General features: G+C 69.5%; 23 protein-coding genes. 8 read left to right on the forward strand and 15 right to left on the reverse strand.

Translation table 11 applies throughout. The annotated features are described in order from the left end of the window. Nucleotides 1-46 precede the first annotated feature (46 nt). From AB7M35_RS17725 to AB7M35_RS17735, 3 genes are all read right to left on the reverse strand, one after another. Nucleotides 47-1,081: a TRAP transporter substrate-binding protein gene (locus AB7M35_RS17725; protein WP_453961730.1), complete on the reverse strand. Its 1,035-nt coding sequence runs from the start codon at nt 1,079-1,081 to the stop codon at nt 47-49. Nucleotides 1,082-1,218: 137 nt separating this feature from the next. After that, nucleotides 1,219-2,010 carry a GntR family transcriptional regulator gene (locus AB7M35_RS17730; protein WP_453961732.1) on the reverse strand — a complete coding sequence of 264 codons (792 nt, stop codon included), beginning with the start codon at nt 2,008-2,010 and terminating at the stop codon, nt 1,219-1,221. A 218-nt stretch (nt 2,011-2,228) separates the two neighbouring features. Further along, on the reverse strand, nt 2,229-3,407 hold the full coding sequence (locus tag AB7M35_RS17735; protein WP_453961734.1) for a GGDEF domain-containing protein: 1,179 nt from the start codon (nt 3,405-3,407) through the stop codon (nt 2,229-2,231). Nucleotides 3,408-3,704: 297 nt separating this feature from the next. Here AB7M35_RS17735 and AB7M35_RS17740 point away from each other — a divergent pair, with 297 nt between their 5' ends. Then, on the forward strand, nt 3,705-4,922 hold the full coding sequence (locus tag AB7M35_RS17740) for an NAD(P)/FAD-dependent oxidoreductase (RefSeq protein ID WP_453961736.1): 1,218 nt from the start codon (nt 3,705-3,707) through the stop codon (nt 4,920-4,922). Between the two features lie 240 nt (nt 4,923-5,162). Next, a complete protein-coding gene (locus tag AB7M35_RS17745) occupies nt 5,163-5,969 on the forward strand; it encodes a glutathione S-transferase family protein (RefSeq protein ID WP_453961738.1) in 807 nt (268 codons plus the stop codon). A 12-nt stretch (nt 5,970-5,981) separates the two neighbouring features. Here AB7M35_RS17745 and AB7M35_RS17750 read toward each other — a convergent pair whose 3' ends face one another. The 5 genes from AB7M35_RS17750 to AB7M35_RS17770 all read right to left on the reverse strand — a co-directional run bounded on the left by AB7M35_RS17750 (nt 5,982) and on the right by AB7M35_RS17770 (nt 11,357). Further along, entirely contained in the window at nt 5,982-6,746 is a 765-nt protein-coding gene (locus AB7M35_RS17750; protein ID WP_453961740.1) for a TSUP family transporter, read from the reverse strand. A gap of 97 nt (nt 6,747-6,843) precedes the next feature. Then, complete coding sequence (locus AB7M35_RS17755) at nt 6,844-7,857, reverse strand: tripartite tricarboxylate transporter substrate-binding protein (protein WP_453961741.1); 1,014 nt, start codon at nt 7,855-7,857, stop codon at nt 6,844-6,846. 110 nt (nt 7,858-7,967) lie between these two features. Then, nucleotides 7,968-8,543, reverse strand: a complete 576-nt coding sequence (locus AB7M35_RS17760; protein ID WP_453961742.1) for a tripartite tricarboxylate transporter TctB family protein — start codon at nt 8,541-8,543, stop codon at nt 7,968-7,970. Next, on the reverse strand, nt 8,540-10,057 hold the full coding sequence (locus AB7M35_RS17765; protein ID WP_453961743.1) for a tripartite tricarboxylate transporter permease: 1,518 nt from the start codon (nt 10,055-10,057) through the stop codon (nt 8,540-8,542). Before AB7M35_RS17765 ends, AB7M35_RS17760 begins: the two co-directional genes overlap by 4 nt. Nucleotides 10,058-10,337: 280 nt before the next feature. Then, nucleotides 10,338-11,357, reverse strand: coding sequence for a zinc ABC transporter substrate-binding protein (locus AB7M35_RS17770; protein ID WP_453961746.1), 1,020 nt, complete (start codon nt 11,355-11,357; stop codon nt 10,338-10,340). 220 nt (nt 11,358-11,577) lie between these two features. On the opposite strand from AB7M35_RS17770, the gene AB7M35_RS17775 reads away from it, so the two are divergent. The 4 genes from AB7M35_RS17775 (at nt 11,578) to AB7M35_RS17790 (ending at nt 14,872) form a co-directional block, all read left to right on the forward strand. Then, nucleotides 11,578-12,330 carry an ATP-binding cassette domain-containing protein gene (locus tag AB7M35_RS17775; protein ID WP_453961747.1) on the forward strand — a complete coding sequence of 251 codons (753 nt, stop codon included), beginning with the start codon at nt 11,578-11,580 and terminating at the stop codon, nt 12,328-12,330. Continuing rightward, nucleotides 12,320-13,120 (forward strand): iron chelate uptake ABC transporter family permease subunit, encoded by an 801-nt coding sequence (locus tag AB7M35_RS17780; protein WP_453961749.1) that lies wholly within the window; start codon nt 12,320-12,322, stop codon nt 13,118-13,120. The genes AB7M35_RS17775 and AB7M35_RS17780 overlap by 11 nt, the downstream gene beginning before the upstream one ends. A gap of 103 nt (nt 13,121-13,223) precedes the next feature. Continuing rightward, entirely contained in the window at nt 13,224-14,171 is a 948-nt protein-coding gene (locus tag AB7M35_RS17785) for a D-2-hydroxyacid dehydrogenase family protein (RefSeq protein ID WP_453961751.1), read from the forward strand. Between the two features lie 395 nt (nt 14,172-14,566). Further along, nucleotides 14,567-14,872 (forward strand): hypothetical protein, encoded by a 306-nt coding sequence (locus tag AB7M35_RS17790; protein ID WP_453961752.1) that lies wholly within the window; start codon nt 14,567-14,569, stop codon nt 14,870-14,872. Between the two features lie 299 nt (nt 14,873-15,171). On the opposite strand, the gene AB7M35_RS17795 is transcribed toward AB7M35_RS17790, so the two are convergent. The 7 genes from AB7M35_RS17795 to AB7M35_RS17825 all read right to left on the reverse strand — a co-directional run bounded on the left by AB7M35_RS17795 (nt 15,172) and on the right by AB7M35_RS17825 (nt 23,427). After that, a complete protein-coding gene (locus AB7M35_RS17795) occupies nt 15,172-16,857 on the reverse strand; it encodes a sensor histidine kinase (RefSeq protein ID WP_453961754.1) in 1,686 nt (561 codons plus the stop codon). A 202-nt stretch (nt 16,858-17,059) separates the two neighbouring features. Next, the gene (murI, locus tag AB7M35_RS17800) at nt 17,060-17,878 is read right to left on the reverse strand and encodes a glutamate racemase (protein ID WP_453961755.1); all 819 of its coding nucleotides are present in this window, start codon (nt 17,876-17,878) and stop codon (nt 17,060-17,062) included. Beyond that, nucleotides 17,875-18,708, reverse strand: a complete 834-nt coding sequence (locus tag AB7M35_RS17805) for an RNA methyltransferase (RefSeq protein WP_453961756.1) — start codon at nt 18,706-18,708, stop codon at nt 17,875-17,877. The genes murI and AB7M35_RS17805 overlap by 4 nt, the downstream gene beginning before the upstream one ends. Nucleotides 18,709-19,185: 477 nt before the next feature. Then, nucleotides 19,186-19,662, reverse strand: a complete 477-nt coding sequence (locus tag AB7M35_RS17810; protein ID WP_453961757.1) for a DUF3429 domain-containing protein — start codon at nt 19,660-19,662, stop codon at nt 19,186-19,188. A 45-nt stretch (nt 19,663-19,707) separates the two neighbouring features. Continuing rightward, the gene (locus AB7M35_RS17815; protein WP_453961758.1) at nt 19,708-20,517 is read right to left on the reverse strand and encodes a TIGR02186 family protein; all 810 of its coding nucleotides are present in this window, start codon (nt 20,515-20,517) and stop codon (nt 19,708-19,710) included. Nucleotides 20,518-20,524: 7 nt separating this feature from the next. Continuing rightward, a complete protein-coding gene (locus AB7M35_RS17820) occupies nt 20,525-21,463 on the reverse strand; it encodes a sulfite exporter TauE/SafE family protein (RefSeq protein ID WP_453961759.1) in 939 nt (312 codons plus the stop codon). 161 nt (nt 21,464-21,624) lie between these two features. Continuing rightward, nucleotides 21,625-23,427: a hypothetical protein gene (locus tag AB7M35_RS17825; RefSeq protein ID WP_453961760.1), complete on the reverse strand. Its 1,803-nt coding sequence runs from the start codon at nt 23,425-23,427 to the stop codon at nt 21,625-21,627. 358 nt (nt 23,428-23,785) lie between these two features. Here AB7M35_RS17825 and AB7M35_RS17830 point away from each other — a divergent pair, with 358 nt between their 5' ends. After that, nucleotides 23,786-25,573, forward strand: a complete 1,788-nt coding sequence (locus AB7M35_RS17830) for an acyl-CoA dehydrogenase C-terminal domain-containing protein (RefSeq protein WP_453961761.1) — start codon at nt 23,786-23,788, stop codon at nt 25,571-25,573. A gap of 84 nt (nt 25,574-25,657) precedes the next feature. Then, nucleotides 25,658-26,866, forward strand: a complete 1,209-nt coding sequence (locus tag AB7M35_RS17835) for an acetyl-CoA C-acetyltransferase (protein ID WP_453961762.1) — start codon at nt 25,658-25,660, stop codon at nt 26,864-26,866. Nucleotide 26,867: the final 1 nt, after the last annotated feature.

The raw sequence follows: 26,867 nt of genomic DNA on the forward strand, positions 1-26,867 counted from the left end.
CGCCGCCGGGGATCGCCCGGCGGCGGGTTGTCCCGGAGGGCCTGGCCTACTTGGCGTCGACGGCGCTCTGGATCAGCTCGGCGCCGAGCTTCTCCTGATAGGTCTCCCAGACCGGCTTCATGGCGTCCTGGAAGGCCTTGCTCTGGTCGGGCGTCAGCCGGGTCACGACCATGCCGCCGGCTTCCATCTCGGCCAGGAACTCGCCCTCCTGGTCGTTCAGCGCCTTGCGCTCCCAGTCCTGGGTCTCGATCGCGGTCTCGGCGAAGAGCTCCTTCACGTTGTCCGGCAGCTCCTTCCACATCTTGTCGTCGGCGAGGAACATGATGCCGGCCCACTGGTGGTGGGAGAGCGTGATGTTCTTCTGCACCTTGTCGAAGCCGAACGCCTTCACGTTGCCGACCGGGTTGTCCTGGCCGTCGACGGTGCCCTGCTGGAGCGCGGTGAACACCTCCGACAGCGCCATCGGCGTCGGGTTGGCGCCGAGCGCCTTGAAGGTCGCGACGTTGAGCGGGTTGTTCACCACGCGGAACTTGATGCCCTTCATGTCGTCGGGCATCTCCACCTTGGTGTCGCGGGTGGTGATGGTGCGGAAGCCGCTCTCGTACATGGCGAGCGTGCGGATGCCGATCTTGTCGAGCATGTCGGCGTAGAGCTTCTGACCGACCGGGCCGTCGGCGACCGCGTAGGCGTGCTCCTTGTCGCGGAACAGGAACGGCAGATAGAAGATGTCGAGCGGCTCGTAGAAGCTGGCGACGTTGGTGGTCGGCACCAGCGCGAAGTCGACGGCGCCGATCTGCATCGCCTCGACCAGGTCGCGCGACGAGCCGATGGTCGAGTTCGGGAACACCGCGATCTTGATCTTGCCGCCGCTCTTCTCGGCGATGATGTCGGCGAACTTCTGCGCGCCCTTCGCCAGCGGATGCTCCTCGTTGTAGGGATGGCCGAACTTCAGATCGAGCTCCGGCATGTCCTGGGCGAGGGCGGGCGGCACGGCGGCCGAGGCGATCAGGGCCGCGGCCGCGAGGCCGGCGGCCTTCAGGCCGATGCCGCGCAGCGGGCGAAGGGGGGATGCGAATGCCATGGTGCGATCCTTGTCTCTGGTGGTGGAGCCCCCGGTGATCCGGGGGCCGTCGGTCCGGCGGGTTCGGTGGCGCCCGCTCTCGTGAGGCTGTGCCAGGCGGAAGATCCGCCTGATCGGGTCGAGGGCCGCCGTGTCGGTCATCGGCCGCGCTTCTGGGCGGCGTCGGCGAACGGCGCGGAGCCCAGGTCGAGCACCCGGTCGCTCGGCGGCACGAACACGCGCTGCCAGCTGAGCGGCGTGTCGCGGTAGCTGAGGCCGCAGATCGTCCAGACCATGCCGTACTGGCCGGCCGGCTGGTGGATCAGCCGGGTCACCCGGGGCGGCAGCGGCTCGCAGACGATGGTCTGGCGGATGTTGAGGGTGGGGGCGTTGAAGCGCTCGGCCAGCATGTCGCGGATCGACACCCCGTCGAGCGTCGGCTTCTTCATCGCCGCCAGCTCCGCGAAGCGGTGCTCCTGCAGGTAGACCTCGCTGAAGACCTCGAATTCCTTGTTCACCGACACCAGCCGGTGGATGCGCACGAAGGTGTCGGTGGGGTCCTGCAGGAAGTCCTTCCAGGGACCCGTGTCCCGCGTCACCTCGACGCCGATGATGTTGAAGTAGACCGGCAGGATCTGCGTGCCGCCCTCGGCCATGAAGCGGAAGTGGCGCAGGTGCCGCTCGGGCGCGCGGGCGCCGGAGACGAACGTCCCGCGCCCGTGGTGGCGTTCGACGACCCCCATCTCCACCAGGTTCCTGAGCGCCCGCTGCACGGTTCCGAGGCTCGTGGCGGTCTCGCCGGCCAGCTGTTCCTCGGAGGGAAGCTGTTCGCCGGGCCGCCAGCGGCCGCTCTCGATGTCGCTGAGAAGCTGCTCGGCGATCAGCCGATGCTTGGACTTGCGGCCGGCGTGGGCGCCCGCCGTGCGGCCGTCACCGTGCGTCTCGCTCACGAGATCCCGTCTCCCATCCGCAAAGTCCTCCAATGGACTGTCGGGGGAGAGCGTATTTAGCCCGGAAACGCGCGTCAACTCCTATAGAGGACACTGTGCACAATCCGCGCACATCGCCTAAAAGGCGTGCAGGCGCGCGCCGCCGGCCGGTCGATTCTGATGACGGGGTGGGCAGGCCGGGGATGACCGGGGCAGGGCCGGACGGGACCGGCGGGCGGTCAGGCCTGGCCGGCCATCCGGCCGGGCGCCAGGTCGCCGGCGGTCTGGGCGTCGGCGGCCTGGGCGTCGGCCTCCCGCGCGGCGGCCCGCCAGTCGGCGCCCGCCACGCAGACCCGGTTGCGCCCGGTCCGCTTGGATTCGTAGAGCGCCCCGTCGGCGGCGGACACGAGCTCGTCGATGGACACCGGGAAGTCGTCGCTGGAGCTCACGCCCAGGCTGACCGTCACCGCCACCGTCTGCTCCCCGTTTCGCACCGGTGCCTTCTCGATCATCTGCCGGATGCGGTCGGCCAGCGCCCTGGCGGCCTCCGGCTCGGTGTGGGGCATCAGCACGGCGAATTCCTCGCCGCCGATCCGCGCCGGCAGGTCGGACAGCCGGCAGCTGTCGTTCAGGATCCTGCCGATGCCGGCGATCACCATGTCGCCGACCTTGTGGCCGTAGCGGTCGTTGATCGACTTGAAGTGGTCGATGTCGACCAAGAGGATGCAGAAGGGAACCTTGTAGCGGTCCTGGCGCTGCCATTCCTCGGCAAGCCGCGCGTAGAAGGCGCGCCGGTTCGGCAGTCCGCTGAGTTCGTCGGTCACCGCCTGCCGCTTCACCTCCGCCTCGAACGCCACGCGTTCGTTCTCCTGCAGCATGATGAGCCCGAGCATGAGCACGCCGATGATCTGGGCAAGGCTGATCGGCAGCATCACCGCGCCGACGTAGACCTCCAGGATGGCTGGCGGCAGCAGCAGCGCGCCGATGGAGGTGAAGGGCGAAAGAGCCGCCATCAGCACAAGCGAGCGGAAGGTGGCCGGCTTCCCCTTGTGGCGAAACAGGAGGTAGCCGAGCAGGCCGAGGATGCCGCTGATCAGGATCATCGCCACGCCCGGAATGGCACCGGCGCCTCCGAGCGTGAGCCGCGTCGCCGCGGCGATGACCACCGCGATCAGCACCGAGACCGGACCGCCGAACAGCCCGGAGAGCAGGATCATCGTCGCGCGGGAATCGATGATGAAGCCGTTGGCGAAGTGGATCGGATTGAGCATCGTCAGCATCGCGCCGATGCCGCACAGCAGCCCGACGAAGAGCGCGTGGGGAATACCGGGAAACTGGCGCGGGACGAGGCCGTAGAGAACCGCGAGGAAGGCAAGCAGGCCCACATTCTCGAACAGAACGACGCTGATTTCGAGCAAGGGCTGCTCCTTCCGTCCGGTATCGCAGTTGATGACGTGTTCTTTGCTGCGATCAGGCGGTCACGTGAAAGTAGGACCCCGTTGCAATCTCAAGTCAACCGGAGGTCTGCTGGCGATGGAGGGCTCGACGCGACGTGGCGGGAGCCCGTGAGGCACGCTGCGTCACCATCCTTGCGCGAGCCTTGCCTGCGGGGAGCGATCTCACGTAGCGGCCGGGCCGCCGTCGGATCGATGCGTCCGCAGACTGCGGCGCGCTCCAGTCTTTTCCCCCGCCGCGCCATGCTCTAGGAAACCCGCATGACAAACGACGCCGTGATCATCGTGGGCGCCGGCCATGCCGGCGCGGAACTGGCCCACGCCCTCCGCAAGGAGGGGTTCGAGGGGCGCGTCGTGCTGGTTTCCGACGAGCCGCACGTGCCCTACCAGAAGCCGCCGCTGTCGAAGGATTTCCTGAAGGGCGACGGCGTCAACCCGCTGCTCCTGAAGGCCGAGGCGCTGTACGGCAAGCTCGGCATCGAGCTGCTGCTCGGCCGCAGTGTCACCGACATCGACCGGGAGGCCCGGGCCGTCCACCTCGACGACGGCACACGGCTCGACTACGGCCACCTCGTGCTGGCCACCGGCGCGCGCAACCGCCGCCTGCCGCTGCCCGGCCTCGACGACCCGGCGGTGATGGAACTGCGCGGGCTCGACCACTGCCGCGCGATCCTGTCGCGCGCGCCCGGCCTGGAGCACGTGGCGGTCGTCGGCGCCGGCTTCATCGGGTTGGAGATCGCCGCCTTCCTCCGCGAGAAGGGCAAGGCCGTCGACGTGATCGAACTCGCCGACCGGGTGATGGCGCGCGCCGTGTCGGAGCCGGTCTCGGCCTGGTTCCGGGCGCTGCACGAGGGCATGGGCACGACCATCCACCTGAAGACCGGCGTCACCGCCATCGTCCACGAGGCGGGCGGCGTGCGCGTCGAGCTGTCGGACGGGCGCAGCCTGGCCGCCGGCGCCGTCCTGCTGGCGGCGGGCGTGGTGCCGAACGTCGAGCTCGCCCAGGCCGCGGGCCTGGAGATCGCCGACGGCATCGTCGTCGACGAGATGCTGCTCACCTCCGACCCGTCGATCTCGGCGCTGGGCGACTGCGCGGCCTTCCCGTGCGTCCACGGCGAGGGGCGGGTGCGGCTGGAATCGGTGCAGAACGCCAACGACCAGGCCCGCGCCATCGCCCGGCGGCTGACCGGCCATCCCGCGCCCTACACGAACCTGCCGTGGTTCTGGAGCCATCAGGGCCCGGCGCGGCTGCAGATTGCCGGGCTGTCGTCGGGTTACGATCAGACGGTGCTGCGCGGCGACCCGGCGGCGGACAAGTTCTCGGTGTTCCTCTACCGCAAGGGCCGGCTGATCGCGGTGGAATCGGTCAACGCGCCGGCCGATCACCTCGCCGCCCGCCGGCTTCTCGACAAGGGCATCACCGTGCCGCCCGACGTCGCCGCCGACCCGGAAGCCGACCTCAAGGCGCTGGCCGTCTAGGACCGCGCGTGGACGGCGCCGACTCCGCTGGCGAAGGGGCCCCCGGCGTCCCGCCAGCCAGCGCGCCGCACAGCCGTATTACGGTAGTACGGTGATCGACAGCGACGGACGATCGCGGTAGTCTTCCTCCCGCGAGGCGTCCGGCCGGCGATCGGAAACGAGAGCGCCCGCGGAGGAAACACGCCCGGCCCGGCCGGGCGGGCGCGGTTGCCCGGCGCCGCGCCCCGAGAGGGGACCGCCATGCTCGAGCTTTACAATTTCTCCCAGTCGACCTGCAGCCTGAAGGTGCGCATCGCGCTGGAGGAGAAGGGTCTCGACTGGGTCGACAAGCGCCTCGTCTCCAAGGACCACGACCATCTCTCCGACTGGTACCTGAAGCTCAATCCCAACGGCGTCGTCCCGACGCTGCTGCATGACGGGCGCCCGGTGATCGAGTCCTCGGTCATCATGCAGTACATCGACCAGATCGCCCCCGAGCCGCCGCTGATGCCCGCCGACCCGTACGATCAGGCGACGGTGCGCGCCTGGCTCGTCTACGTGGATCTCGTCACCACGCCGGCGTCGCGCTTTCCGTCGTTCCAGTACGGCGGGCTGCGCATCAAGTTCCAGGCGCTGAGCCAGGAGGAGTTCGACGAGAAGACCAACAAGCGGCCGGTGAAGTCGGGCTTCTACAAGAAGATGAGCAAGGAGGACGGCTTCCCGCCCGACGTGATGGACGCGGCGTTCCGCGACCTGCGCGCCACCGTGGAGCGGATGGAGGCCATGCTGGCTGCCTCCGGCGGACCCTGGCTGATGGGAAAGCAGTTCACCATCGCCGACATCGCGGTCGCGCCGCTCATCGACCGCAACGAGGACATCGGCTTCGAGGTGCTGTGGGAGGACGGGTGCCCGCGCGTCACCGAGTGGCTCGCCGGGGTGCAGGCGCGGCCGGCGTTCCGGCGCGCCTACTATCACGGCTGCCGGCTGTCGGAGATCTATCCGGAGCTGAAGCTCGGCCGCGGCGCCCATCGCCACGTGCTCGATCCGGCGGCGGGCGTTCCGGCCTGAGACGGGCGGGCCTCAGCCGGCCCACGCCAGCCACAGGAAGTTCGCGCCGCCGATCAACGCGAACAGGTCGATGAGGACGCTGTGGGTGCCGGGCGCCATCCGGCGCAGGAAGGTCCGGCCGATCCAGTTGCCCGGGATCATGACGACCCCCACGGCCAGCCCCAGCAGCACGTAGTCGCTGGTCAGGAGGTCGGCGCCGCCGAAGGCGGTGATCCGGGCCATGTTCGTCGTCAGCGAGATGACCGCCATCGTCGCGACGAAGGCTTCCTTGGTGAGCCCGGCGCCCAGCATGAACGGGGTGAGCAGCATCGCCGAGCCGATCGAGGCGCCGGCGAGCGTCCCGTAGGCCGCCCCGACGCCGGCGAGCGTGCGGCGGGACGCCTCGATCTTGCGCGCCCGCGCCCAGTGGCGCAGCGGGATGGAGCTCAGGATGATGATGCCCAGCACCAGCGCGACGTAGTCGACCGGCAATACGGCGTAGATCACGCCGCCGATCAGGATCATCGGGATCGCCGGCAGCATGATCGCCAGGAACACGCGCCGGTCGAAGTCGGAGACGTTCATCAGGCTGCGCGCGCCGTGGCTGACGACGAGGGCGATGCTCATCACCGGCACCACCGGACGGACGCCGATCAGCAGCGACAGCGCGGCGGTCATCAGGAACCCGCCGGCCACGCCCACGGTGCCGTGGATCGTCGAGGTCACCAGCGCCGCCAGCGCGATCGCCGCCAGCGTCCAGGGGCCGAACTCGTGGGCCATTGCCACAAACGCGTTCATGACATCGTGTCCGTTCCGACAGAGGGCAGGGGCCAAAAAAGAGGCCGCCTCCGAAGAGGCGGCCGCAGGCACGCGTGTCCGTTGCGGTCTTGCGCCGCTACTGGATCTTCGACACCGCGTCCTTGAACATCGGCGTCAGGTCCTTGCCGGCCGCGAACACGCGGTCGACGTTTTCCTTCTGGGCTGCGGCCGAGTTGTAGCCGACCGGCAGGCCCTTCTCCTTCATCTCCGTCAGCGTCGCCGGGTCGGTCAGGGTCTTCTCGATGGCGGCGCGCAGTTCCTTGGCGGCTTCCGGGTCCATGTCCGGCGGGCCGAAGAAGCCGCGTCCCAGCACCAGGATCGAGCTGATGGCCTCCATCTTGGCCTTCAGCGCCGGATCCTCGATCAGCTCCAGCGCGGTGGGCACGTCCGGGGCGCCGTCGAATCGCTCGAAGGTGGTGGTCAGCACGGCGTACTTGTCGCCCGCCTCGACGGCCGGGGCCGACTGGGTCCAGGTGGTCATGTGCCCGTCGGCGTCGCCCCGGATGACGGCCAGCGAGGTGTCGGCGTCGCCCTCGTAGCCGGTGACGATCTTGAGGTCGTAGCCGAGCGCATCGGCGAGCACGACCATCGTGTAGAAGTCCTCGTCGGTGCCCTGGGAGGCGAACACGAACGGCCGGTCGAGCTTGCGCACGTCCTCGATCGTCTTCAGCCCCGACGGCTTGCCGGTGAACATCAGCCGCGCGTCGGCCTGCAGGCGGCCGAGATAGGTGAAGTCGGTGGCGTTGAACTGCACGCCCGGGCTTTCCGCCAGCTGGGCGACCAGCAGCGTCGGCACGTTGGTGAGCGCGAAGGTCATGCCGTCCGGCTTCGACTCCCACAGGATGTTCGAGCCCTTCAGGCCGCCGCCGCCCTGGTGGTTGACCACGCGGACGTTGCGGGCGCCGAGGTTCTCCGCGATGTGCGGCGCCAGCGTGTGGGCGTACTGGGACATCAGGCCGGCCGGCGAGTTCGGCACGATCAGGGTGACGTCCTTGCCCTCGTAGACCGGTCCGGCGAGCGCGCCGGTGATCGAGGTCCCGATCACGAGCGCTGCCGCGGCGAGGCCCGCCACGGCGGATTTGGCTTTCATAGGCATGTTTCCCTCCCGATTTTTCATGGTTTTCTCCCTTCAGTGCGCGTTCTGCGTCTTGGGTCCCGGCGCGGGGGGGCGGGCGGCGCGGGCCGGCCGCGGTCCCCGGATCACCAGAGGCCGAAACCGAGGTCGAAGAGGCCCTGCTTCATGTCGATCCGCAGCCAGGCGTAGAACAGCCCGTACACGAACAGCGTGAACAGGGCCGACACCGCGAAGGCGCGGAGGACGCCGAAGTGGCCGGTAATGGTCAGGTAGCCGAAGGTGAAGACGAACATCGTCGGGATCGGGCCGATCAGGAAGAACAGCCCGATCGCGCAGGCCACGACGGCGAGCGAGAGCAGCTCGCGGGCGAAGCTGCCCGGCCGCGGCCCCCGGGTCTCTCCGGGCTCGACGTACTGCTTGCGCTTGGCCTCCGCCAGGTCGGTGCGCAGGTGGTCTGGCAGGCCCTCCTCGTCGCCGGTCGCCCGCCGCGAGATCAGCTCCATCAGGTCGACCTGCATCGTCGCCTCCGAGCGGACGTTCTGCAGGATGATCTGGGCCGCCATCAGCACGAAGCCGATGCCGGCGATGATGGTCGGCACCATGCGGGCCCGCGCGCCGTAGGTCGAGGTCTCGACCAGGATCGCGGCGAACAGCAGCAGGATCAGGCCCGCGACGATGTTCTCCTGGGTGCGGCGGCTCATGACGCGCTCCCGTGGCTGGCGTGCGCGATCTTCTTCAGCTCCTTGTCGCGTTTCCAGTTCTTGTAGAAGGGCCAGACGGTCGTCAGGATGATCAGGAACAGCATCGCCAGCGCGACCGGGCGCTTGAAGATGAACCAGTCGCCGTAGAGCGAGACGGAGATGTGCAGGTTGCGCTCGATGAGGACGGCGAGAACCATGCCGATGACGAAGTTGGCCCGCGAGTAGCGGTACTTGTCCATCACGTAGCCGACGATGCCGAACACCCCGGCGACGATGACGTCGGAGACCTCGCGGCGGTCGGAGTAGGCGCCGATCACGCACACCGCCAGCACCAGCGGGATGATGACGTTGGGGTTGAGGGTGGGGACCCGGGCGAGCAGCGGCGTCAGCGCGATGGCGAAGATGCCGGTGACGATGCTGGCGATCGCGACGATCCACACCAGCGTGTAGACGAGGTCGAGGTTCTGGGTGAGCATCTGCGGCCCGGGCACGACGCCGAGGCCGACGAAGGCGATCAGCAGGATCGCCATGCCCTCGCCGCCGGGAATGCCGAGCGCCAGCGTCGGCAGCAGGCCGCCGCCCTCGTTGGCGCCGAGCGAGGCGTCCGGCGCGATCACCCCCTCCACGTTGCCCTTGCCGAAGGTCTCCGGATGCTTGGAGGTGCGCAGCGCCTGGGCGTAGGTGGCGATCGAGCCGACGCTCTGGCCGATGCCCGGCAGCACGCCGATCCACAGCCCGAGCAGGCTGGAGCGGATCACCAGCCCCCAGTGGCGGCAGGCGTCGCCGACGCCCTGCCAGACGCTGCTGTTCTCCGCGGTCACCGTCCGCTCGATCAGCGCGCCGCCCTTCACCATCAGCTTCATCATCTCGGAGATCGCGAACAGGCCGATCATGGCGACCGGGAACGAGATCCCGTCCATCAGCGTGACGCTGCCGAAGGTGAAGCGCGGGGTGGCGGTAACGACGTCCATGCCGATGAAGGCGGTCAGCACGCCGAGGCAGGCGGCCGTCATGCCCTTCAGCAGCGAGCCTTCCGAGAAGGTCGCGATGATGGTGAGCCCCCACAGCGCCAGCATCAGGTACTCGGCCGGGCCGAGGGCCATCATCACCGGACGGGTGATCGGGATGGAAATGGCGAGGAACACCGCGCCGAAGACGCCGCCCAGCAGCGCCGCCATGGCGGAGGCGCCGAGCGCGCGGCTCGCCTCGCCGCGCTGGGTCATCGGGTAGCCGTCGAAGATCAGCGCGACGCTCTTGGCGGCGCCGGGCACCCGGAACAGGATGCTGGTGGCCGAGGAGCCCCAGATCGTGGCGATGTGCGCCCCGATCAGCAGCGACATGGCGGCCGCGAAGTCCATCCCCCAGGTGAACGGCAGCAGCAGGGCCATGGCGACGATCCCGCCCAGTCCGGGCAGCAGACCGATGACAATGCCGTAGACGATGCCCACTATGGTGAACAGCACCACGGTCGGCGTGCCGAGCGCAACGAGACCGGCCCATGCGGCATCGAGCATTCTGTACCCTCCCCTGCACCGCGCGGTGCTGCGCGGTCGAACGCTTGGTTTGGTCCGGTCGGCGATGCGGCCGGGGGCCCTTTTACGGGCTTCATTCTGCAAACGTTCGCAGTACCGTATTACGGTAGTACGTTCCAAGTCAATCAACGCCGCGCGGCGGCCGTCCTGCCCGGATTCCCTGATGTTTCCGGGCTTTCGCGGCAGCGCGCAAACCAAAACGCCCGCCGGAGGTGTCCGGCGGGCGCTGCTTTCAGGGCTGGCTGGGAGGAGGGGGAAGGCGTCAGTCCAGGCAGGTGGCCAGGTTGTCGGCGAGCCGGGTCAGCAGCGCCGGATAGAGCCCCGGTCCGGGCTCCAGATCGAGGCCAAGCGGGTCGAGCGTCGCCACCCGCGCGTCGGTGCCCTCGACGATGGTGGCGACCAGCGTCGGCTGGAACTGCGGCTCGGTGAACACGCACACCGCGCCCAGCCGTCGGATGGTGTCGCGGATCTCGGAGACGCGCGCCGGTCCGGGCTTGGAGGCGTCGCTCAGCGACACCGCGCCGGCCGCCTCGATGTCGAAGCGGTTCTCGAAGTAGTGGTAGCCGTCGTGGAACACCACGAACGGCGCGCCGCGCACCGGCGCGAGCTTGGTCTCGAGGTGGGTCTTCAGCTCGTCGAGCTCGCGGGCGCCGTCGGCGGCGTTGCGGCGGTAGGCGTCGGCGTTGGCCGGGTCGGCCTTCGCCAGCTCCCCGGCGATCGCGGCGAGCCAGACCTTGCCGTTGTCGGGGTCGAGCCAGGCGTGCGGGTCGGTGCCGTGGTGGTCGTGCTCCTCCGCCGCATCGTGATGATCTTCGCCTTCGGCCTCCGCGTGGCCCTCCTCGGCGTGGTCATCGTGGCCTTCCTCGGCATGGGCGTCGTGCGCGTCCCCGTCGTGGTGATGCGCCTCGAAGGTCGCGCCTTCGCGGAACGCCAGATGGGTCGTGCCGGGCGTCTCCAGCAGCTCCACCACCTCCGCCTTGGTGCCCAGCGTGTCGATCGCCCGGTCGAGCCAGGGCGTCAGCTCCGGCCCCACCCAGAACACCACGTCGGCGTCGGCGAGGGCGGCGGCCTCGGACGGGCGCATGGCGTAGCCGTGCGGCGAGGCGCCCGGCGGCAGGATCTGGGTCGGCTCGCCGACGCCCGCCATCACGCGGGCGACGAGGGATTGCACCGGCGAGATGTCGGTGACCACGTTGGGCTCGGCCAAGGCGGGCGCGCTCAGGGCTGCGGTCGCCACGGCGCCGACCACGGCCGCCTGGATGCCCAGTCGTGAAAGTCGCATGCGTCGGTCCTCTCTTGATGGCGGTCGACCGCCGGCTTGCCGGTCCCGCCGATCGAATGTAACAATATAACATAACGTATGCCTCCGCCCTCCCGCCCTTGTCCAGTCCCCTCCCGCACATTTCGATCGCCTCCGCGTGGACCGTTTGCCCGCAATGTGGGATCAGAGGCGGCCAGGAGGTGACGGACGCGGGTGCGGCCGGCCGACAGACGGAGAGTGCATGGGCCTGATCGAGGCGATCGGAATGGGTATCGATCTCGGCGGCAGGGAGATCCTGCGGTCGATCGATTTCTCCATCGAGCCGGGCGAGATCGTCACCGTGGTCGGCCCCAACGGGTCGGGCAAGTCGACGTTCGTGCGGGCGCTGGTGGGCGCGATCGCGCCGACGCGCGGCATCGTCCGGCGCCAGCCCGGTCTGGTGGTCGGCTACGTGCCGCAGCGCCTCTCCCTCGACGCGACGATGCCGATCACCGTCGCCCGGTTCCTCAATCTCCCGGTCCGCCGGCGCGCCGCCGATGTCGCCCACATGCTGGAGCACGTGGGCGTCACCGGGCTGGAAGGGCGGCAGATGAGCGCGCTTTCCGGCGGCCAGTTCCAGCGGGTGCTGCTCGCCCGCGCGCTTCTGTCGAAGCCGCAGATCCTGATTCTCGACGAACCCACCCAGAGCCTCGACCAGCCGGGCACCGCCGCCTTCTACCGGCTCGTGGAGATGGTCCGCCAGGAGATCGGCTGCGCGGTGCTGATGGTCAGCCACGACCTGCACGTGGTGATGAGCGCCTCCGACCGCGTGCTGTGCATCAACGGCCACATCTGCTGCGAGGGCACGCCGCTGGTGGTGTCGGCGGCGCCGGAGTACCGGGCGCTGTTCGGCACCGGCACCCACGGGGCGTTCGCCCTCTATCAGCACCAGCACGACCACGACCACACCCACACCCACGCCGACAGCGAGGAAACGGGCACCCATGCTGGATGATTTCCTGGTGCGCGCGGGGCTTGCCGGCGTCGGGCTGGCCGTGGCGGCGGGGCCGCTCGGCTGCTTCGTGGTCTGGCGGCGGATGGCCTATTTCGGCGATGCCACGGCCCACGCGGCGATCCTCGGCGTGGCGCTCTCCTTCGCCTTCTCTGTCTCGGTCTTCGCGGGGGTGCTGGTCGTCGCGATCGCCATGGCGCTGGCGGTCTCCGGGCTCGCCGGCCGCACCTTCCAGATGGATACGCTGCTCGGCGTGGCCGCCCACGGCGCGCTCGCCGTCGGCCTCGTCGCCTTCGCGCTCACGGCGCGTCCCGGCCTCGACCTCGAAGCCTATCTCTTCGGCGAGATCCTGGCGGTGGGAAAGGCGGACCTGGCGGTGATCTGGGCGGGGTCGCTGGCGGTGCTGGCGCTGGTCGGCTGGCGCTGGTCGGCGCTGCTCACCTCCACCCTCGACCAGGACCTCGCCTCGGCGAGCGGGCTCAACCCGCGCCGCGAGCAGCTGATCCTGACGGTGGCGCTGGCGCTGCTGGTGGCGGTGGCGATCAAGGTGGTGGGCGCGCTGCTGATCACCGCGATGCTGATCATTCCGGCCGCCGCCGCCCGACCCTTTTCCCGCACGCCCGAGGTGATGGCGGTGCTGGCCGGCGCCATCGGCGGGCTCGCGGCGCTCGGCGGGCTCTACGCCTCCTACGTCTGGGATACGCCCACCGGCCCGACCATCGTCACGGCGGCGCTGGCGATGTTCTTCGTCTCCGGCATGGCGACGCTCGTGCGCGGCCGGGATCACTCGTGACACCCGTTGCGGGCGGCGCCGGGGGTTCCGCGCGCCTGCCGTCGTTCTTTGAAAAACCGGTCGCGGCGCACCGTGACCCGACCTGAAAGGTGAGGGACCTGGAATGACCCGGATTGCCATCCTCGACGACTATCAGCGCGTTGCCCTCGACCTTGCCGACTGGTCCTGCCTGTCGGAGGCGGAGATCACCGTCTTCGACCGCCACATCGAGGACGAGGCCGCGCTCGCCGCCGCGCTGCAGCCCTTCGAGGTGATCGCCATCATGCGCGAACGCACGCCGTTTCCGCGCTCGCTGTTCGCCCGTCTGCCGGCGCTGAAGCTGCTGGTCACGTCGGGCATGAAGAACGCCGCGGTCGACCTGGAGGCGGCGCGCGAGCACGGCGTCGCCGTCTGCGGAACCGCGTCGTCCGGCCATGCGACGGCCGAACTCTCCTTCCTGATGATCCTGTCGCTCGCCCGGAAGCTCCCCGAGCAGATGGCGTCGATGCGCGAGGGCGGCTGGCAGGTGGGGCTCGGCCGCGACCTGCGCGGGACCCGGCTCGGGCTGCTCGGCATGGGCCGGCTCGGCACCGAGATGGCGAAGTTCGGTACCGCGTTCGGGATGGACGTGGTGGGGTGGAGCCAGAACCTGACGCCCGCGGCGGCCGAGGCAGCTGGCGCGCGCTACGTGGAAAAGGCCGAGCTCTTCGAGACGTCCGATTTCGTCAGCGTGCACCTGCGCCTCTCGGATCGCACGCAGGGGATCGTCGGGCGCGACGACATCGCCCGCATGAAGCCGGATGCCTGCCTGATCAACACCTCGCGCGGCGGCCTCGTCGACAACGACGCGCTGGTGGCCGCGTTGCGGGAGGGCCGTCTCGGCGGAGCGGCGCTCGACGTCTACGACCACGAACCGCTGCCGGCCGACGACCCGCTCCGCTCGGTGCCGGGACTGCTGCTGACGCCGCACATCGGCTACGTCACCCGCGAATCCTACGAGGTCTTCTATCCCGAGACCGTCGAGGCGATCCGCGCCTGGCTCGACGGCACGCCGGTGCGCGTGCTGGCCTGACCCCGTCGGGTCGATTTTCAACCCGATTTTTTCGGACTGGGTGATGGGATCGCCGATCGGTGGACCGATCTGATGCGGCCGGCAACGAGTTGCCTAGGCTCGCTCCGGCAAATGCGTGGCGCACCCTCACTGCTGCCCATGATCATTGTGACCGGCGATCGATCGTAGATTAGATCGGCTGGCTAGCGACAAGGAACGGGGTCAGTCCATGTGCCAGCCTGCTGCGAGAATAAGCACAGTCGCCGAGCTCGCATTTGGGGCGTTCCGTAGACTTGATAGTTCTGGCTGCTACCTCCCGTCATGAAGAGGTGCCAAGCGGTGAGAATGGCATAAGGCGGAGCATAGGTTGCGGCAAACCGATCAGCGTCTCTTTCGTTTATCGCAGGATGAACCCCGTGCTGAAATGGATGGCCCAGAGCAACGTGGCCATGCTCGTGGAATTTAAAGAAGACACACGCCGCTCCTATCTGGCTGCAAATAAACGGGTTGAAGATGATGACCGCGCCTGTCGGCGACGCCGAGTTGGGGAAAACTGCGGCGATATCATTAATCCCGAGATTTGGAATCTCGGGCGTAGCGGTCTGCGCGGACGCGGAGATCGAAAAAAGACAAGCGAAAAAGCCGATAAGAATTCTCATTTCCCTTCCCCCAAAACTGCCCGTTCGGAGTACATCGCAAAGCAATCAATAATGCAAACTTAAGTTGCAGAATGTCCGAGGGGGTTGTGGGATGGCAAACAAGAGGCCGAAGGCGGGGGATATAAGTTGCCTGAGGCAAGGTTCATTGCCTTGGCCAATTTGAGCGACTTAGCGAACAAGGGATACTCGCTTGCAGCTCATCAGGATCACAGTCCACGCCAAAAAGGGCGTTTGGCCGAGCCCTTCAAATGCCCCTCAAGGGGGTCTTGAGGCCTGAGAAGTTGCTTCCAATCAATCTTCCAGGCCTCTGCCAATCAAGCTTGCGCGCTACAGGTAGCCTGGCCTGATCATCGGGGCTTGCTTTAGCCCGGCTGGTCGGTCTTCCGCGCTTCCCACTTGAGGGTCGCGCAGGGGGCCGTCATCGTCCACTCCAGCCCGTCGGGCAGATAGTCGAGGGTGACGGTCGCGGCGAAGGCCGCCATCAGTTGGCGTTCGATCACCGTGGTGCCGAACCCCTTGCGGCTCGGCGCCACGACCGGCGGGCCGCCGCTCTCGCGCCAGCGGATGGTCAGCCACGGGTCGCCGGTGGTGGGCGAGGGCGCCTCGCTCCACTCCACCAGCACCTTGCCGTGCGGCACCGACCAGGCGCCGTACTTCACCGCGTTGGTCGCCAGTTCGTGCAGCGCCATGCCGACGTTCTGGACCGCTTCCGGGCGCAGCGGGAAGTTGTCGCCGCGCGCCTCGAGCCGGTCTTCGGTGTCGATGAAGTTCTCCAGGTGGCTGTTGACCAGCTGCGGTATCGACACCCGCGTCCAGTTCTCCGCCGTCAGCAGGTCGATCGACCGCGCGAGGCCCTGCAGCCGTCCGCTGACGGCGACCTGGAATTCCTGCAGCGTGTCGCTCTGGCGCGCCGTCTGGCGCAGCATCGCCTGGATCACGCTGAGGAGGTTCTTGGTCCTGTGGGCCAGCTCGCGCATCACGAAGTGGATGCGGTCTTCCGCCTCGGCCCGGTCGAACGAGGCCTCCGACAGTGCGATCGAGACCATGTCCGCCTCGGTGATGCGGGTGGAGATCGGCGAGACGATCTCGCCCTTGCCGAGCTGCTCGGCCATGTCGGCGATCGAGACGATCGAATTGCGCATCTGGCGGCCCAGGAAGAAGGCCGCCCCGATGGCGATCATCACCAGGATGAGGCCGCCGAGGATCAGCAGCCGCCAGGTGGAGACCAGCGATGCCTGGGCGGTGTTGACCGGGCCGGCGATCACCACGCTCCACGACCACCCCGGCACGCGGGCATAGCCGGCCATCATGCCGGTGTCGGTGGCCTCGGACCCGATTATGCCGCTGTAGCCGGTGATCTGCGAGACGAGGCGCGGGTCGTACGTCTCGCCGGAGGCGGTGCCGTCGCTCGACAGGATGATCCGGCCGGCCCCGTCGATGAGCGTCGCCGACCAGCCGGGCGGCAGGCCCTCCGGCTTGATGAGCCGGCTGAGCGTTTCCACGTTCTGCGTCAGGATCAGCGCCGCGCCGCGTTCGGCCAGTTCCTCCGGCAGCGGCATCGTGACGTTGAACACCCAGTGCCCGCCGGTCCTGCCGAAGAAGACGTCGGACACCTCGATGGTGTTGGAATTGAGCGCCGACTTGAGCGAGTCGATGTCGGACATCCGTCCAAGCTCGGTCCCGTAGGGAACCCGCGTGTTCAACCGCTGCTGGCCGTCGCTGTCGGCGAGGATGAGGAACATGGAGCTCGACCGGAGCACCGACTGGGTCCGGTTGTGGAATGTCTCCAGATCGCCGCCGGCGAGCTCCTGGGCGGTCGCCAGCAGGCGCAGCGTGACCGACATGTCATGGAGCTGGCGATCGACGGCCGCCGACAGCGCCTGGGAGTCCCGCACGGTCCGCCGTTCCAGCGCCACCCGCTCGCTGCCCTCCAGCTGGTCGAGCAGGATCACCACGAAGGCGAGCATCGGGAGGGCGACGGCCACGACCATGGCGATCAGGTAGAAACCGATCGTTGCCGTCGGCATTCTGCGGAATACGCGCTTCACGTCAGTTCCGCTCTGCTTAGAGTGCCGAAAGGGCCGGGTGAATAGGATTGGAAACGTCCCCAGTTCCGACGCGCAGACGATGCTCGAAGCGGGCTGGCGCAAGGTCCGAGCAGGCGTCGCCGCGGATCGGAACGTCGACGGCAGGCGAGCGCAACTCTATCATCTGCGACAAGGTCGGATACCTCGGATTTCGTGCAATAAACTATGACATAGACGCGGGATGGGGCTCGGATGTGGCGGCCGCGTCCCGTCGCGCGAGATGCGCCACGAGCCGGTCCACCTCGCCCCGCCGGTCGGCTCCCGCGGTGAAGATCGCGGTCAGGGTTCCGCCGCCGTCCGAGGCCGCCGGAGGCGCCACGTCGCGCACCCGCCGGGCGATCGCCGGCGCCGGATCGATCCAGCTCACCGGCCACGGCGCCACCTCCGCGAAGGGCGCAAGAAGCAGGGGATAATGGGTGCAGCCGAGCACGACGGTGTCGGTGCGTCGGCCGGCGACGTCGACGAAGCAGCCGCCGATCTCCGCCAGCACCGCCGCCGGATCGATCTCGGCGCCGCGGCCGTAGGCCTCGGCGATCGCGGCCAGGCCCGGCGAGCCGACCAGCGTCACCTGGGCGTTGCCGGCGAAGCGGGCGATCAGGTCGCGGGTGTACTCCCGCCGCACCGTGCCCGGGGTGGCGAGCACGCTGACGAGGCCCGTCGTGGTCCGTTCGGCGGCCGGCTTGATGGCCGGCACGGTGCCGACCACCGGGATCGAGAGCCTGGCCCTCAGCGCCGGCAGCGCGGCGGTGGAGGCGGTGTTGCAGGCGATGACGGCGCAGCGGGCGCCGCATTGCGCGGCCGCGTCGGCGACCAGCCCGGCGATCCGGTCGGCCAGCGCCGCCTCGTCGTCCCAGTCGCCGTAGGGAAAGCCGGCGTCGTCGACCAGGTAGACGATGTCCTCGCCCGGCATCAGGTCGGTGATGGCGGTCAGCACGGTGGTGCCGCCGAGCCCGGAATCGAAGACGAGGATCGGCGCGCTCATCCCCGGTCCGCCGGCTTGTCGGCCGAGGGCGTGGCGTCGGTCGCCTCGCGCTCCGGCCCGTGGCCCTCGACGACGGCCGGGATCGGGCGGCCGCGCCGGCCTTCCAGGTGGCCGATAACGCCGCGCAGCAGCCGCACCTGGGTGACGCCGAGGCGGGCGTCCTGCAAGAGCGTGCGGATGTTGCGCACCATGACGGGCCGCATCTCCGGCGGCCGGAAGTAGCCGGTCGGCTCCAGCGCCGCCTCCAGGTGCTCGAACAGGCCGATCAGGTCGGCCTTCGACGCCTGCGGCGCGGTCTCCGGCGTGGCGAACGGCAGCGAGCCCTTGGTCTCCTGGCGCCGCCATTCGTAGGAGAACAGCAGCACCGCCTGGGCGATGTTGAGCGAGGCGAAGCGCGGATCGACGGGGTAGGTCAGGATGGCGTCGGCCAGCGCCACCTCCTCGTTGTTGAGGCCCCAGCGCTCGCGCCCGAACAGCACGCCCGAGGTCGTGCCGGCGGGGGAGCCGAGCAGCCGGCCGGCGGCCTCCTCCGGCCCCAGCACCTCCTTCGGGAAGCCGCGCGCCCGCGCCGTGGTGGCGAGCACGAAGGTCAGGTCGGCGATCGCCGCCTCGGTGGTCTCGAACACCCGCACCTTCTCGATCACGTGCACCGCGCCGGACGCCGCCGCCACCGCCTTCTCGCTCGGCCAGCCGTCGCGCGGCGCCACCAGGCGGAGGTCGTCTAGGCCGAAGTTCGCCATGGCGCGGGCGGCCGTGCCGATGTTCTCGCCGAGCTGCGGCTCGACGAGGATGATGGCGGGCGCGGGGTTCGTCGAGGCGGGCAGGGTCATATCGGAAACCGGTCGTGGGCAGCGGATCGAAGGTCAATGCGCATGCGTGTGATGGATCGAGACGATGGCGCGGGAGAGGCGCCGGCGGCGATTCGAGGGGGATTTGCGTGCTGCTATGCACCTAACGGGGCGGCGGCGGAAGCACCCGGTTGCGCGCGTCATCCTGCCCGAAAGGGGGGCTTCGGAGGCTCAAAACTCCAGCTTTTCTGCCGATTGATGAATACCGATGCAGGCAATGCATGTCTGTTATGCACCCTTGCGACTTGTTTGTGCAGCGCGAGGGAGCCACTTTCAGGCTCAGCTGATGGATGAAACGGGCCGCGTTCTCCTCCCTGTGGCCCGCCGATGATGGCAGCTGTTTCCCCTCTGGAAGGTGACGCGCGATTTCTTGTCGCGCGGAACTGCCGGGCTCCCTCGGGAGCCCGGCGTTTCTTTTTTCGGGGGTGCGAAACGGCGATGCGCCGGCCCGCTTTGGGCTCAGAGCGCCGCCCAGGCCACCAGCAGGATCACGCAGACGATCGCCGTCATCTCCATGCGCAGCCGCGCGTACCAGTTCGGCGCGTGGTCCCGCAGCGCCATCCAGATGTCGAACAGCCCCTGCAGCAGGAACGCGATGGCCAGCACCATCAGCGCGACCTTCGACGCGAACAGGATGGCGATCCAGCCCACCACCGCCGGGACGATCGAGAACAGCAGCTCCCGGTCGCGCGCGCGCGCGTCGTGCGCCGACAGGGCGAGGCCCCAGTGCACGCCGCCCAGGAACGACAGGATGACGGCCGAGTAGCCCTTCAGCGCGCCGGAGACGAAGTCGCCCGACAGCCCGCCGACGTTGCCGACCCACAGAAGGACGGCGCCGGCGATGAACGGGATGGCGCCCGCCAGCGACAGCGTCCTGGCGAGGTTCGGGACCCCGCGCGGCGCCGGCACGCGGCCGGTGTTCGGTGATGTCGCCATGCGCTCCTCCCCGTTCGCTCCCGGCGCGGCCGTCCGCCGCCGCCGTCAGTCCCTCCGGAAAACGACCCCGCCCAGCCAGCCGGCGAAGATGGCGATCAGCACCACCACGACGCCGTAAAGCAGCGAATCCTCCTGGGCGAACACGTACATGCGCTGCTCGAAGCCGCTCTTCGCCACCACCAGGTCCAGCGACGTGGAGGCAAGATACGCCTGATCGGCGAACAGGTAGACCTGCACGGTGTAGAGCCCGTCGGGCACCGCCGCCGGGAAGCTCGCCGTGGTGCGGAAGAAGTTCGGCGTCAGGAAGGTGACGGCGTCCTCGCGCTCCACGTAGAGGCCCTGCTGCCGCTTCAGCTCGACCAGCGCCTCGCGGAACGGCTCGCGGGCGCCGATGCTGCCGCGCGGCTTGCCGCCGTGCCCGACGTAGAGCAGGCCCAGCTTGAGGGCGCGCGCCAGCACGGGCGGGGCGATCTCGTGGAGGTTCTCCGTCGACTGCACGGCGTAGAAGGAGGGCACGTCGGTGAAGCGCTGGGCGTTGCCGGAGATCCAGATGCCGGCCACGCGCTCCTTCTTGCGCAGCACCACGTCGTCGGCCGGGCCGGCGATGGTCACGGCCACCTGGTAGCCGCCGCGGCGCGCGATCGTCTGGGCGTCGCGCTCGATGACGCCGAACACGCTGATCTCCGCGCCGGCGAAGTTCGAGCTGATCTCCACCCGCGGCGCCGACAGCGAGGCGACCAGCGTCTCCGCCGCCGCCGGCTTGTTGCAGAGGCAGGCGAGCAGCAGCGTCAGCCCCAGTCCGGCGATGTGCCGGATCCGCTCTGCCGTTTGCCCGATCTGTCCTGCCGCTTCCATTCCGGCCTCACCCGCCTGAAAGGATCGTCATGGAGTAGAGATGATCCGGCGTGACCGCGAGGTTGACAAGGAACCGGATGCCGACGCCGAGGACCAGCAGGCCGAGCAGGGCGCGCAGGTGCTCGCCGCGCAGCTTCAGCCCGAACGAGGCGCCGAACTGGGCGCCGATGACGCCGCCCACCATCAGGAACAGCGCCAGCACGATGTCCACCGACTTGGTGTTGGTCGCGTGCAGCACCGTCGCCACCGCCATGGTGCCGAGGATCTGCAGCAGCGAGGTGCCGATGACGATGTTGGTCGGCACGCGCAGGATGTAGATCAGCGCCGGCACCATGATGAAGCCGCCGCCGATGCCGAGCAGCGTGCCCAGGAAGCCGATGCTGCCGCCGATGACGATCACCGGGATGATGCTGATGTAGAGCCGCGACGCCCGGAACCGGACCTTCAATGGCAGCTTGTGGACCCAGTTGTGGTGGCCCGAGCGCCGCCCGGTCGGCAGCGTGCGTCCCAGCTTCCGCGCCTTGCGCGCCTTCAGGATGGCGCCCACCGCCTCGGTCAGCATCAGCGTGCCGATGGAGCCCAGGAAGATCGTGTAGGAAAGGCTGATCACCAGGTCGAGCTGGCCGAGCCGCTCGAGGATCGCGAACAGCCAGGCGCCCACCGCCGCGCCCACCGAGCCGGCGCCGAACAGACACAAGGCCAGCTTCACGTCGATCAGGCGTTTTCGCCAGTACGACAGTGCGCCGGACGCCGACGATGCCACGATCTGCGGCGTCACGGTGGCCACCGCAACGGGATGGGGAATTCCGGAGAAGATCAGCAGCGGCGTCAGCAGAAAACCGCCTCCGACGCCGAACAGTCCCGAGATGAAGCCGACGGCCGCGCCCATCCCGAGCACCGTGAACACGTTCACGGGCAATTCCGCGATGGGGAGGTAAATCTCCATAGATTTCGCAGCGTTAACCGTTGGGACGGTAAATTAGGAAGGGCTAATGGACGTCGACGTGTGCAGTTAAGCCCCCGGCGTGCAAGCGTTGTCAATGCCTGACGGGCAGTTTTGCGCGAACCGCCGCGATTCGAAAGGGCGAAGCCGCGACGGAGGCGGCTTTAGCCCTGGTTTTCGCCGCGGTGGCGCGACTGCCGGCGGTAGCGCTCGAGGATCGCCTCGCGCTCCGACATGGCGTGTCCCTGCGACGGCTGCTGGTCCGGTGCGACCGGTCCGCGCGGGGCGGACGGCACCGCATGGACCGCCGGCCGGGGCACGGCGTCGGCGGCCGGATGCCGTGGGGCGGTCGGAACGCTGACTGCGGGCGCCTGCGGCCGCGGCGCGCCGAGGCGGGCCTCCAGCCGGTCGAGGGCCCCGGTCAGCGCCGTCATGGCGCGCAGGTTGCCCTCGTGGGTTTCCACCCGTCGCGCCAGCTCCTGGATGTGGTGCTCGATGGCGGCCAGGCGCTTGTTGGTGTCCGCGCCGCCGGCAACGCGGTGCGCGACGGTGGAGATCATCGCGCAGAGCGAGGCGTACTGGTCGGCGGTGGTGGCCTCCAGCCGCGCGATCCGGGCCTCGATGGCCTCCATCGGCGCGGTGACCGGGCCAAGGTCCGCCTGCGGCGCCTGCGCCGCGATGTCGGCGAGCCGCCCGTCGATGCGGTCGAACCGCTCCGCCAGCGTGGCGAACCGGCTGGGAAGATCCTGGTCTTCCAGGCGGCCGAGGCGGTCGACCAGCGCGTCGATGCGTCGACCGGTGGCGGTGGCGAGCTCTTCGGCCCGGTTGGCCGCGTCCACCGCAAGCCGGCGGTCGGCCTCCGCTTCCATCCGGGCGCGCAGGGCGTCTTCGTCGGCAGGGGCGGCCAATGTGGCGTCGGTCGCGTCGCTCGTGTCGGAGGCGTCGGCGGGGGTCGCGGTGTCGGCCTCGAAGGGATCTTCGGCTGCGAGATGCGCGTCGAGGGCGGCCAGAAGGCTTTCGTTCGACACGTCCCGGGCGGCGGCATCGTCCGCGGCCCACGTCTCGATTTCTTCCTCGACCTCGATCTCGTCGATGGAGACGGGCTCGGGGTCCGGTGCCACCTCGGCCAGCTCGATGTCCGGGCCGTACGCGCTGGCGTCCGGCGTGTCCGTCTCGTCGTCGGTCAGCCAGTCACCGTTCTCGAACTGCGCCAGCATCGCCTTCGCGAAGGCATCGGAGCTGTCGAGCGGCTTGCGCGCAGGGGCGGGCGCCTCGGCAGGCGTCTCCGCGGGCACGGCCTCGGCCATCGACCGGGCGCGCAGGGCGGCGAGCCGCTGGCGCAGCGAGGCGGTGCCGGACGCGGGGGCCTCCGCCGGCTGGGCGGCTTCGGCCGTCTCCCGGGCAGCCGGCGCCTTCGGCCAGTCGTCATGGGTCATCGGGCGCGTGCGCAGCGGCGCGGCCGTCTCATCCCCGTCGAAGGCGTCCGACGGCGCTTCGGCGTCAGCGGGCGCGCTGTCGACGCTGAAGTCGCGCCAGTCGGCATCCCATTTGGACTGTCCCCGATCGGTGGTCCGTGGCGGCGCGGCGTTCGGCTGGGGAACGGGCCGGGCCTGCGGCCGCGCGGCCTCGGAGGCCGGCGCCGGCCTCGAGCCGGTGGCGGGATCGGGACGGGCCTGCCGGAACTCCGCGATGCGACGGGCAACCTCGCGGAAATCGGCCCCTTCGGCGAACGAGAGGTCGTCGGAAGGGCGCGCGCCGGCGGGATCGGTCGGGCGCGTGGCCGCGCGAGCCGGTTTGGAAGGAGAATTGGGGGAGGTCATCCAGTCCCGCGAATCGAGGGCCGACACAAGACGATCGACCGTGGCCGCGATGTCATCGGAGTCACGATCGAGCGAACCCGCCGCAAGCCACTTGCGGGCGTTCTCGCTTCGGAGGCGGTTGTCGCCCTTCGGGGCGGGTCCGGTCAAGCGCTCGTCTTCGCCTCGGGGCAGCGGCGCGCGACGCGGCGGCGCGTCCGTCTTCGAACCCGCCTTGGGGCGCAATTCGGACGCCAGGCGGGTGAGTTTCGGAACGCGGCTGAGTGCGGACATCGGGTGCGGCTCCGGCGAAACGGGACCGCCAGACGCGGCGCAAATGCGTCGCCGGGCGGCCATCGGGCTTTCACCGAATTTCGGCGCGTCATGGTTAACACCCGGTGAAGGCGGTCCATCAAATCGTGCCGATCCTCTCCCGCCGCGTGCAGTCGGGGCTTGACGCCGCGCCCAGCGGGTCCAACCTCCTCCGCAAGAATGTCGCCGGTCACAGGCGGCAGAGGGAGAACCGCCCATGCCGATCTACAAAGCGCCCGTCGCGGACGCGCTGTTCCTGGCGACCGACGTCTTCCGCCTTGGCGATCACGCCGACCTGTCCGGTTTCGAGGATGTCGGCGGCGACACGCTGGAAGCGATCCTGGACGAGGCGGCGAAGCTCGCCGAGGAGGTGCTCGCGCCCCTCAACCGCACCGGCGACGTGGAAGGGTGCACCCGCCATCAGGACGGGTCGGTCGAGACGCCGGACGGCTTCAAGGACGCATACGCCAGGTTCGCGGACGGGGGATGGATCGGCGTTGCCGGCGATCCCGCCTACGGCGGCCAGGGCCTGCCGTTCGTGGTGGCCGCGCTCGCCAACGAGTTCTTCTCCTCCGCCAACATGGCGCTCGCCATGTATCCGGGCCTGACCCAGGGCGCCATCACGGCGATCACCCTGCACGGGTCCGACGCCCAAAAGGACCTCTATCTGCCGAAGCTTATGTCCGGCGAATGGTCGGGGACGATGAACCTGACCGAGCCCCAGTGCGGCACCGACCTCGGCCTGGTGCGCACCAAGGCGGTCCCCGCCGGCGACGGCAGCTACCGGATTTCCGGCACCAAGATCTTCATTTCCGCCGGCGAGCACGACCTGACCGACAACATCGTGCACCTGGTGCTTGCCCGCATCGAGGGCGCGCCGGAAGGCACCAAGGGCATCTCGCTGTTCGTGGTGCCGAAGGTGCTGCCGGAGGGCGAGGGGCTCGGCGCGCGCAACGGCGTCACCTGCGGGTCCATCGAGAGCAAGATGGGCATCCACGGCAACGCCACCTGCACGATGATCTACGAGGACGCCGTCGGCTGGCTGGTGTCGGAGGAGAACAAGGGCCTGCGCGCCATGTTCACGATGATGAACGAGGCGCGCGTCGGGGTCGGCGTGCAGGGGCTGGCGCTCGGCGAAGTCGCCGCCCAGGCCGCCGGGGCCTATGCCCGCGACCGCCGCCAGGGCCGGGCGCTGAGCGGCGCGGCCGAGCCCGGGGCGCCGGCCGATCCGATCATCGTCCACCCCGACATCCGGCGCACGCTGATGCGCGCGCGGGCGTTCACCGAGGGCGCGCGCGCCTTCGTCATGTGGGTGGCGCTCGCCAGCGACATCGCCCACCGCTCCGCCGACGCGGCCGCCCGGCAGGCGGCCGACGACCGGCTCGCGCTGCTCACCCCGATCCTGAAGGCGGTGCTCACCGATCAGGGCTTCGAGACGGCGGTGGCGAGCCAGCAGGTCTACGGCGGCCACGGCTACATCGCCGAGAACGGCGTCGAGCAGTTCGTGCGCGATGCGCGGATCGCGATGATCTACGAGGGCGCGAACGGCATCCAGGCGCTGGATCTCGTCGGGCGCAAGCTGCCGCGCGATGGCGGCCGGGCGGTGACCGCGTTCCTCGGCGAGGCGCGCCAGCTGGTGGCCGAGTGCGAGGGCGAGGCGGACCTGGCCGCGCTCGCCGCCGGTCTGTCGAAGGGGCTCGACGACCTGCAGGGCGCCACCATGTGGTTCGTCGGCAACGCCATGGCGAAGCCCGACAACGCCGGCGCCGGCGCCACCGACTACCTGCACCTGTTCGGGCTGGTGGTGTTCGGCACGCTGTGGCTGAGGATGGCGCGGGCGGCGTTGGCGCGCCGCGCCGACGGCACGGCGACGCCCGCCACCGACGCGAAGCTCGTCACCGCCCGCTTCTTCATGGAGCACATGCTGCCGGAGACCGCCCTGCGCCGGGCGCGGGTGGAGGCGGGCGCCGACACCGTGATGGCGTTGCCGGCCGACGCGTTCTGACGCATCGTTGGCAAAACCCGCCGGCGCATCCGTGCCTGAGAACGGGTGGCGCAGGGTTCGGGACACGCGCTTTGGGAGCGGGACATGAGTGATGCGTTCATCTACGACCACGTCCGCACGCCACGCGGCAAGGGCAAGGTCGACGGCTCCCTGCACGAGGTGCCCGCGGTCCGGCTGGCCGCCGGCACGCTGACGGCGCTGCGCGAGCGCAACGGGCTCGACACGGCGCTGGTCGAGGATGTCATCCTCGGCTGCGTGGATCCGATCGGCGAGGCGGGCGGCGACATCGCCCGTGCCGCCGTGTTCGTCGCCGGCTACGGCGAGAGCGTGCCCGGCGTGCAGATCAACCGCTTCTGCGCCTCCGGCCTCGACGCGGTGAACTTCGGCGCCGCCCAGGTGATGAGCGGCCAGCACCGGATGGTGGTCGCCGGCGGCGTGGAATCCATGAGCCGGATCGGCATCGGCGCCTCCGGCGGCGCCTGGCCGGTCGATCCGCAGGTGGCGCTGCCCTCCTACTTCATGCCCCAGGGCGTCTCCGCCGATCTCATCGCCACCAAGTACGGCTTCTCCCGCGACGACGTCGACGCCTACGCGGTGGAGAGCCAGAAGCGCGCGGCGCGGGCCTGGGAGGAGGGCCGGTTCGCGCGCTCCGTCGTGCCGGTCGTCGACGTCAACGGCCTGCCGATCCTGGAGCGCGACGAGCACATGCGGCCGGGGACCGACATGCAGGCGCTGGCGGCGCTGCAGCCGTCCTTCGAGATGATGGGCGAGCTCGGCGGCTTCGATGCGGTCGGCATCCAGGCCCACCCCGAGGTCGAGGCGATCCGCCACGTCCACCACGCCGGCAACTCGTCCGGCATCGTCGACGGCGCCGCGGCCGTCCTCATCGGCGACGCGGAGACCGGTGCCGCGGCGGGCCTCACGCCGCGCGCCCGCATCCGCGCCTTCGCCTCCATCGGCTCCGATCCGGCGCTGATGCTGACGGGCCCGGAGAAGGTCACCGCCAAGCTGCTGGCACGCGCCGGCATGGCGATCTCCGACATCGACCTCGTGGAGATCAACGAGGCGTTCTCCTCCGTCGTGCTGCGCTTCCAGCAGGTATTCGACCTCGATCCCGACATCGTCAACGTCAACGGCGGCGCCATCGCCATGGGCCATCCGCTGGGCGCCACCGGCGCGATGCTGCTCGGCACCGTGCTCGACGAGCTGGAGCGGCGCGACCTTTCAACGGCCCTCGTCACCCTGTGCATCGGTGCCGGCATGGGCACCGCCGCCGTGATCGAGAGGGTCTGAC

Source organism: Amorphus suaedae, from assembly GCF_053629675.1.

Coding starts and splice junctions, on each gene's coding strand:
- AB7M35_RS17830 (WP_453961761.1), top strand. CDS start 23,786: ATGCCGATCTACAAAGCGCCCGTCGCGGACGCGCTGTTCCTGGCGACC.
- AB7M35_RS17815 (WP_453961758.1), bottom strand. CDS start 20,517: ATGGAAGCGGCAGGACAGATCGGGCAAACGGCAGAGCGGATCCGGCAC.
- AB7M35_RS17810 (WP_453961757.1), bottom strand. CDS start 19,662: ATGGCGACATCACCGAACACCGGCCGCGTGCCGGCGCCGCGCGGGGTC.
- AB7M35_RS17745 (WP_453961738.1), top strand. CDS start 5,163: ATGCTCGAGCTTTACAATTTCTCCCAGTCGACCTGCAGCCTGAAGGTG.
- AB7M35_RS17765 (WP_453961743.1), bottom strand. CDS start 10,057: ATGCTCGATGCCGCATGGGCCGGTCTCGTTGCGCTCGGCACGCCGACC.
- AB7M35_RS17820 (WP_453961759.1), bottom strand. CDS start 21,463: ATGGAGATTTACCTCCCCATCGCGGAATTGCCCGTGAACGTGTTCACG.
- AB7M35_RS17770 (WP_453961746.1), bottom strand. CDS start 11,357: ATGCGACTTTCACGACTGGGCATCCAGGCGGCCGTGGTCGGCGCCGTG.
- AB7M35_RS17750 (WP_453961740.1), bottom strand. CDS start 6,746: ATGAACGCGTTTGTGGCAATGGCCCACGAGTTCGGCCCCTGGACGCTG.
- murI (WP_453961755.1), bottom strand. CDS start 17,878: ATGAGCGCGCCGATCCTCGTCTTCGATTCCGGGCTCGGCGGCACCACC.
- AB7M35_RS17835 (WP_453961762.1), top strand. CDS start 25,658: ATGAGTGATGCGTTCATCTACGACCACGTCCGCACGCCACGCGGCAAG.
- AB7M35_RS17785 (WP_453961751.1), top strand. CDS start 13,224: ATGACCCGGATTGCCATCCTCGACGACTATCAGCGCGTTGCCCTCGAC.
- AB7M35_RS17740 (WP_453961736.1), top strand. CDS start 3,705: ATGACAAACGACGCCGTGATCATCGTGGGCGCCGGCCATGCCGGCGCG.
- AB7M35_RS17780 (WP_453961749.1), top strand. CDS start 12,320: ATGCTGGATGATTTCCTGGTGCGCGCGGGGCTTGCCGGCGTCGGGCTG.
- AB7M35_RS17805 (WP_453961756.1), bottom strand. CDS start 18,708: ATGACCCTGCCCGCCTCGACGAACCCCGCGCCCGCCATCATCCTCGTC.
- AB7M35_RS17725 (WP_453961730.1), bottom strand. CDS start 1,081: ATGGCATTCGCATCCCCCCTTCGCCCGCTGCGCGGCATCGGCCTGAAG.
- AB7M35_RS17760 (WP_453961742.1), bottom strand. CDS start 8,543: ATGAGCCGCCGCACCCAGGAGAACATCGTCGCGGGCCTGATCCTGCTG.
- AB7M35_RS17755 (WP_453961741.1), bottom strand. CDS start 7,857: ATGAAAGCCAAATCCGCCGTGGCGGGCCTCGCCGCGGCAGCGCTCGTG.
- AB7M35_RS17775 (WP_453961747.1), top strand. CDS start 11,578: ATGGGCCTGATCGAGGCGATCGGAATGGGTATCGATCTCGGCGGCAGG.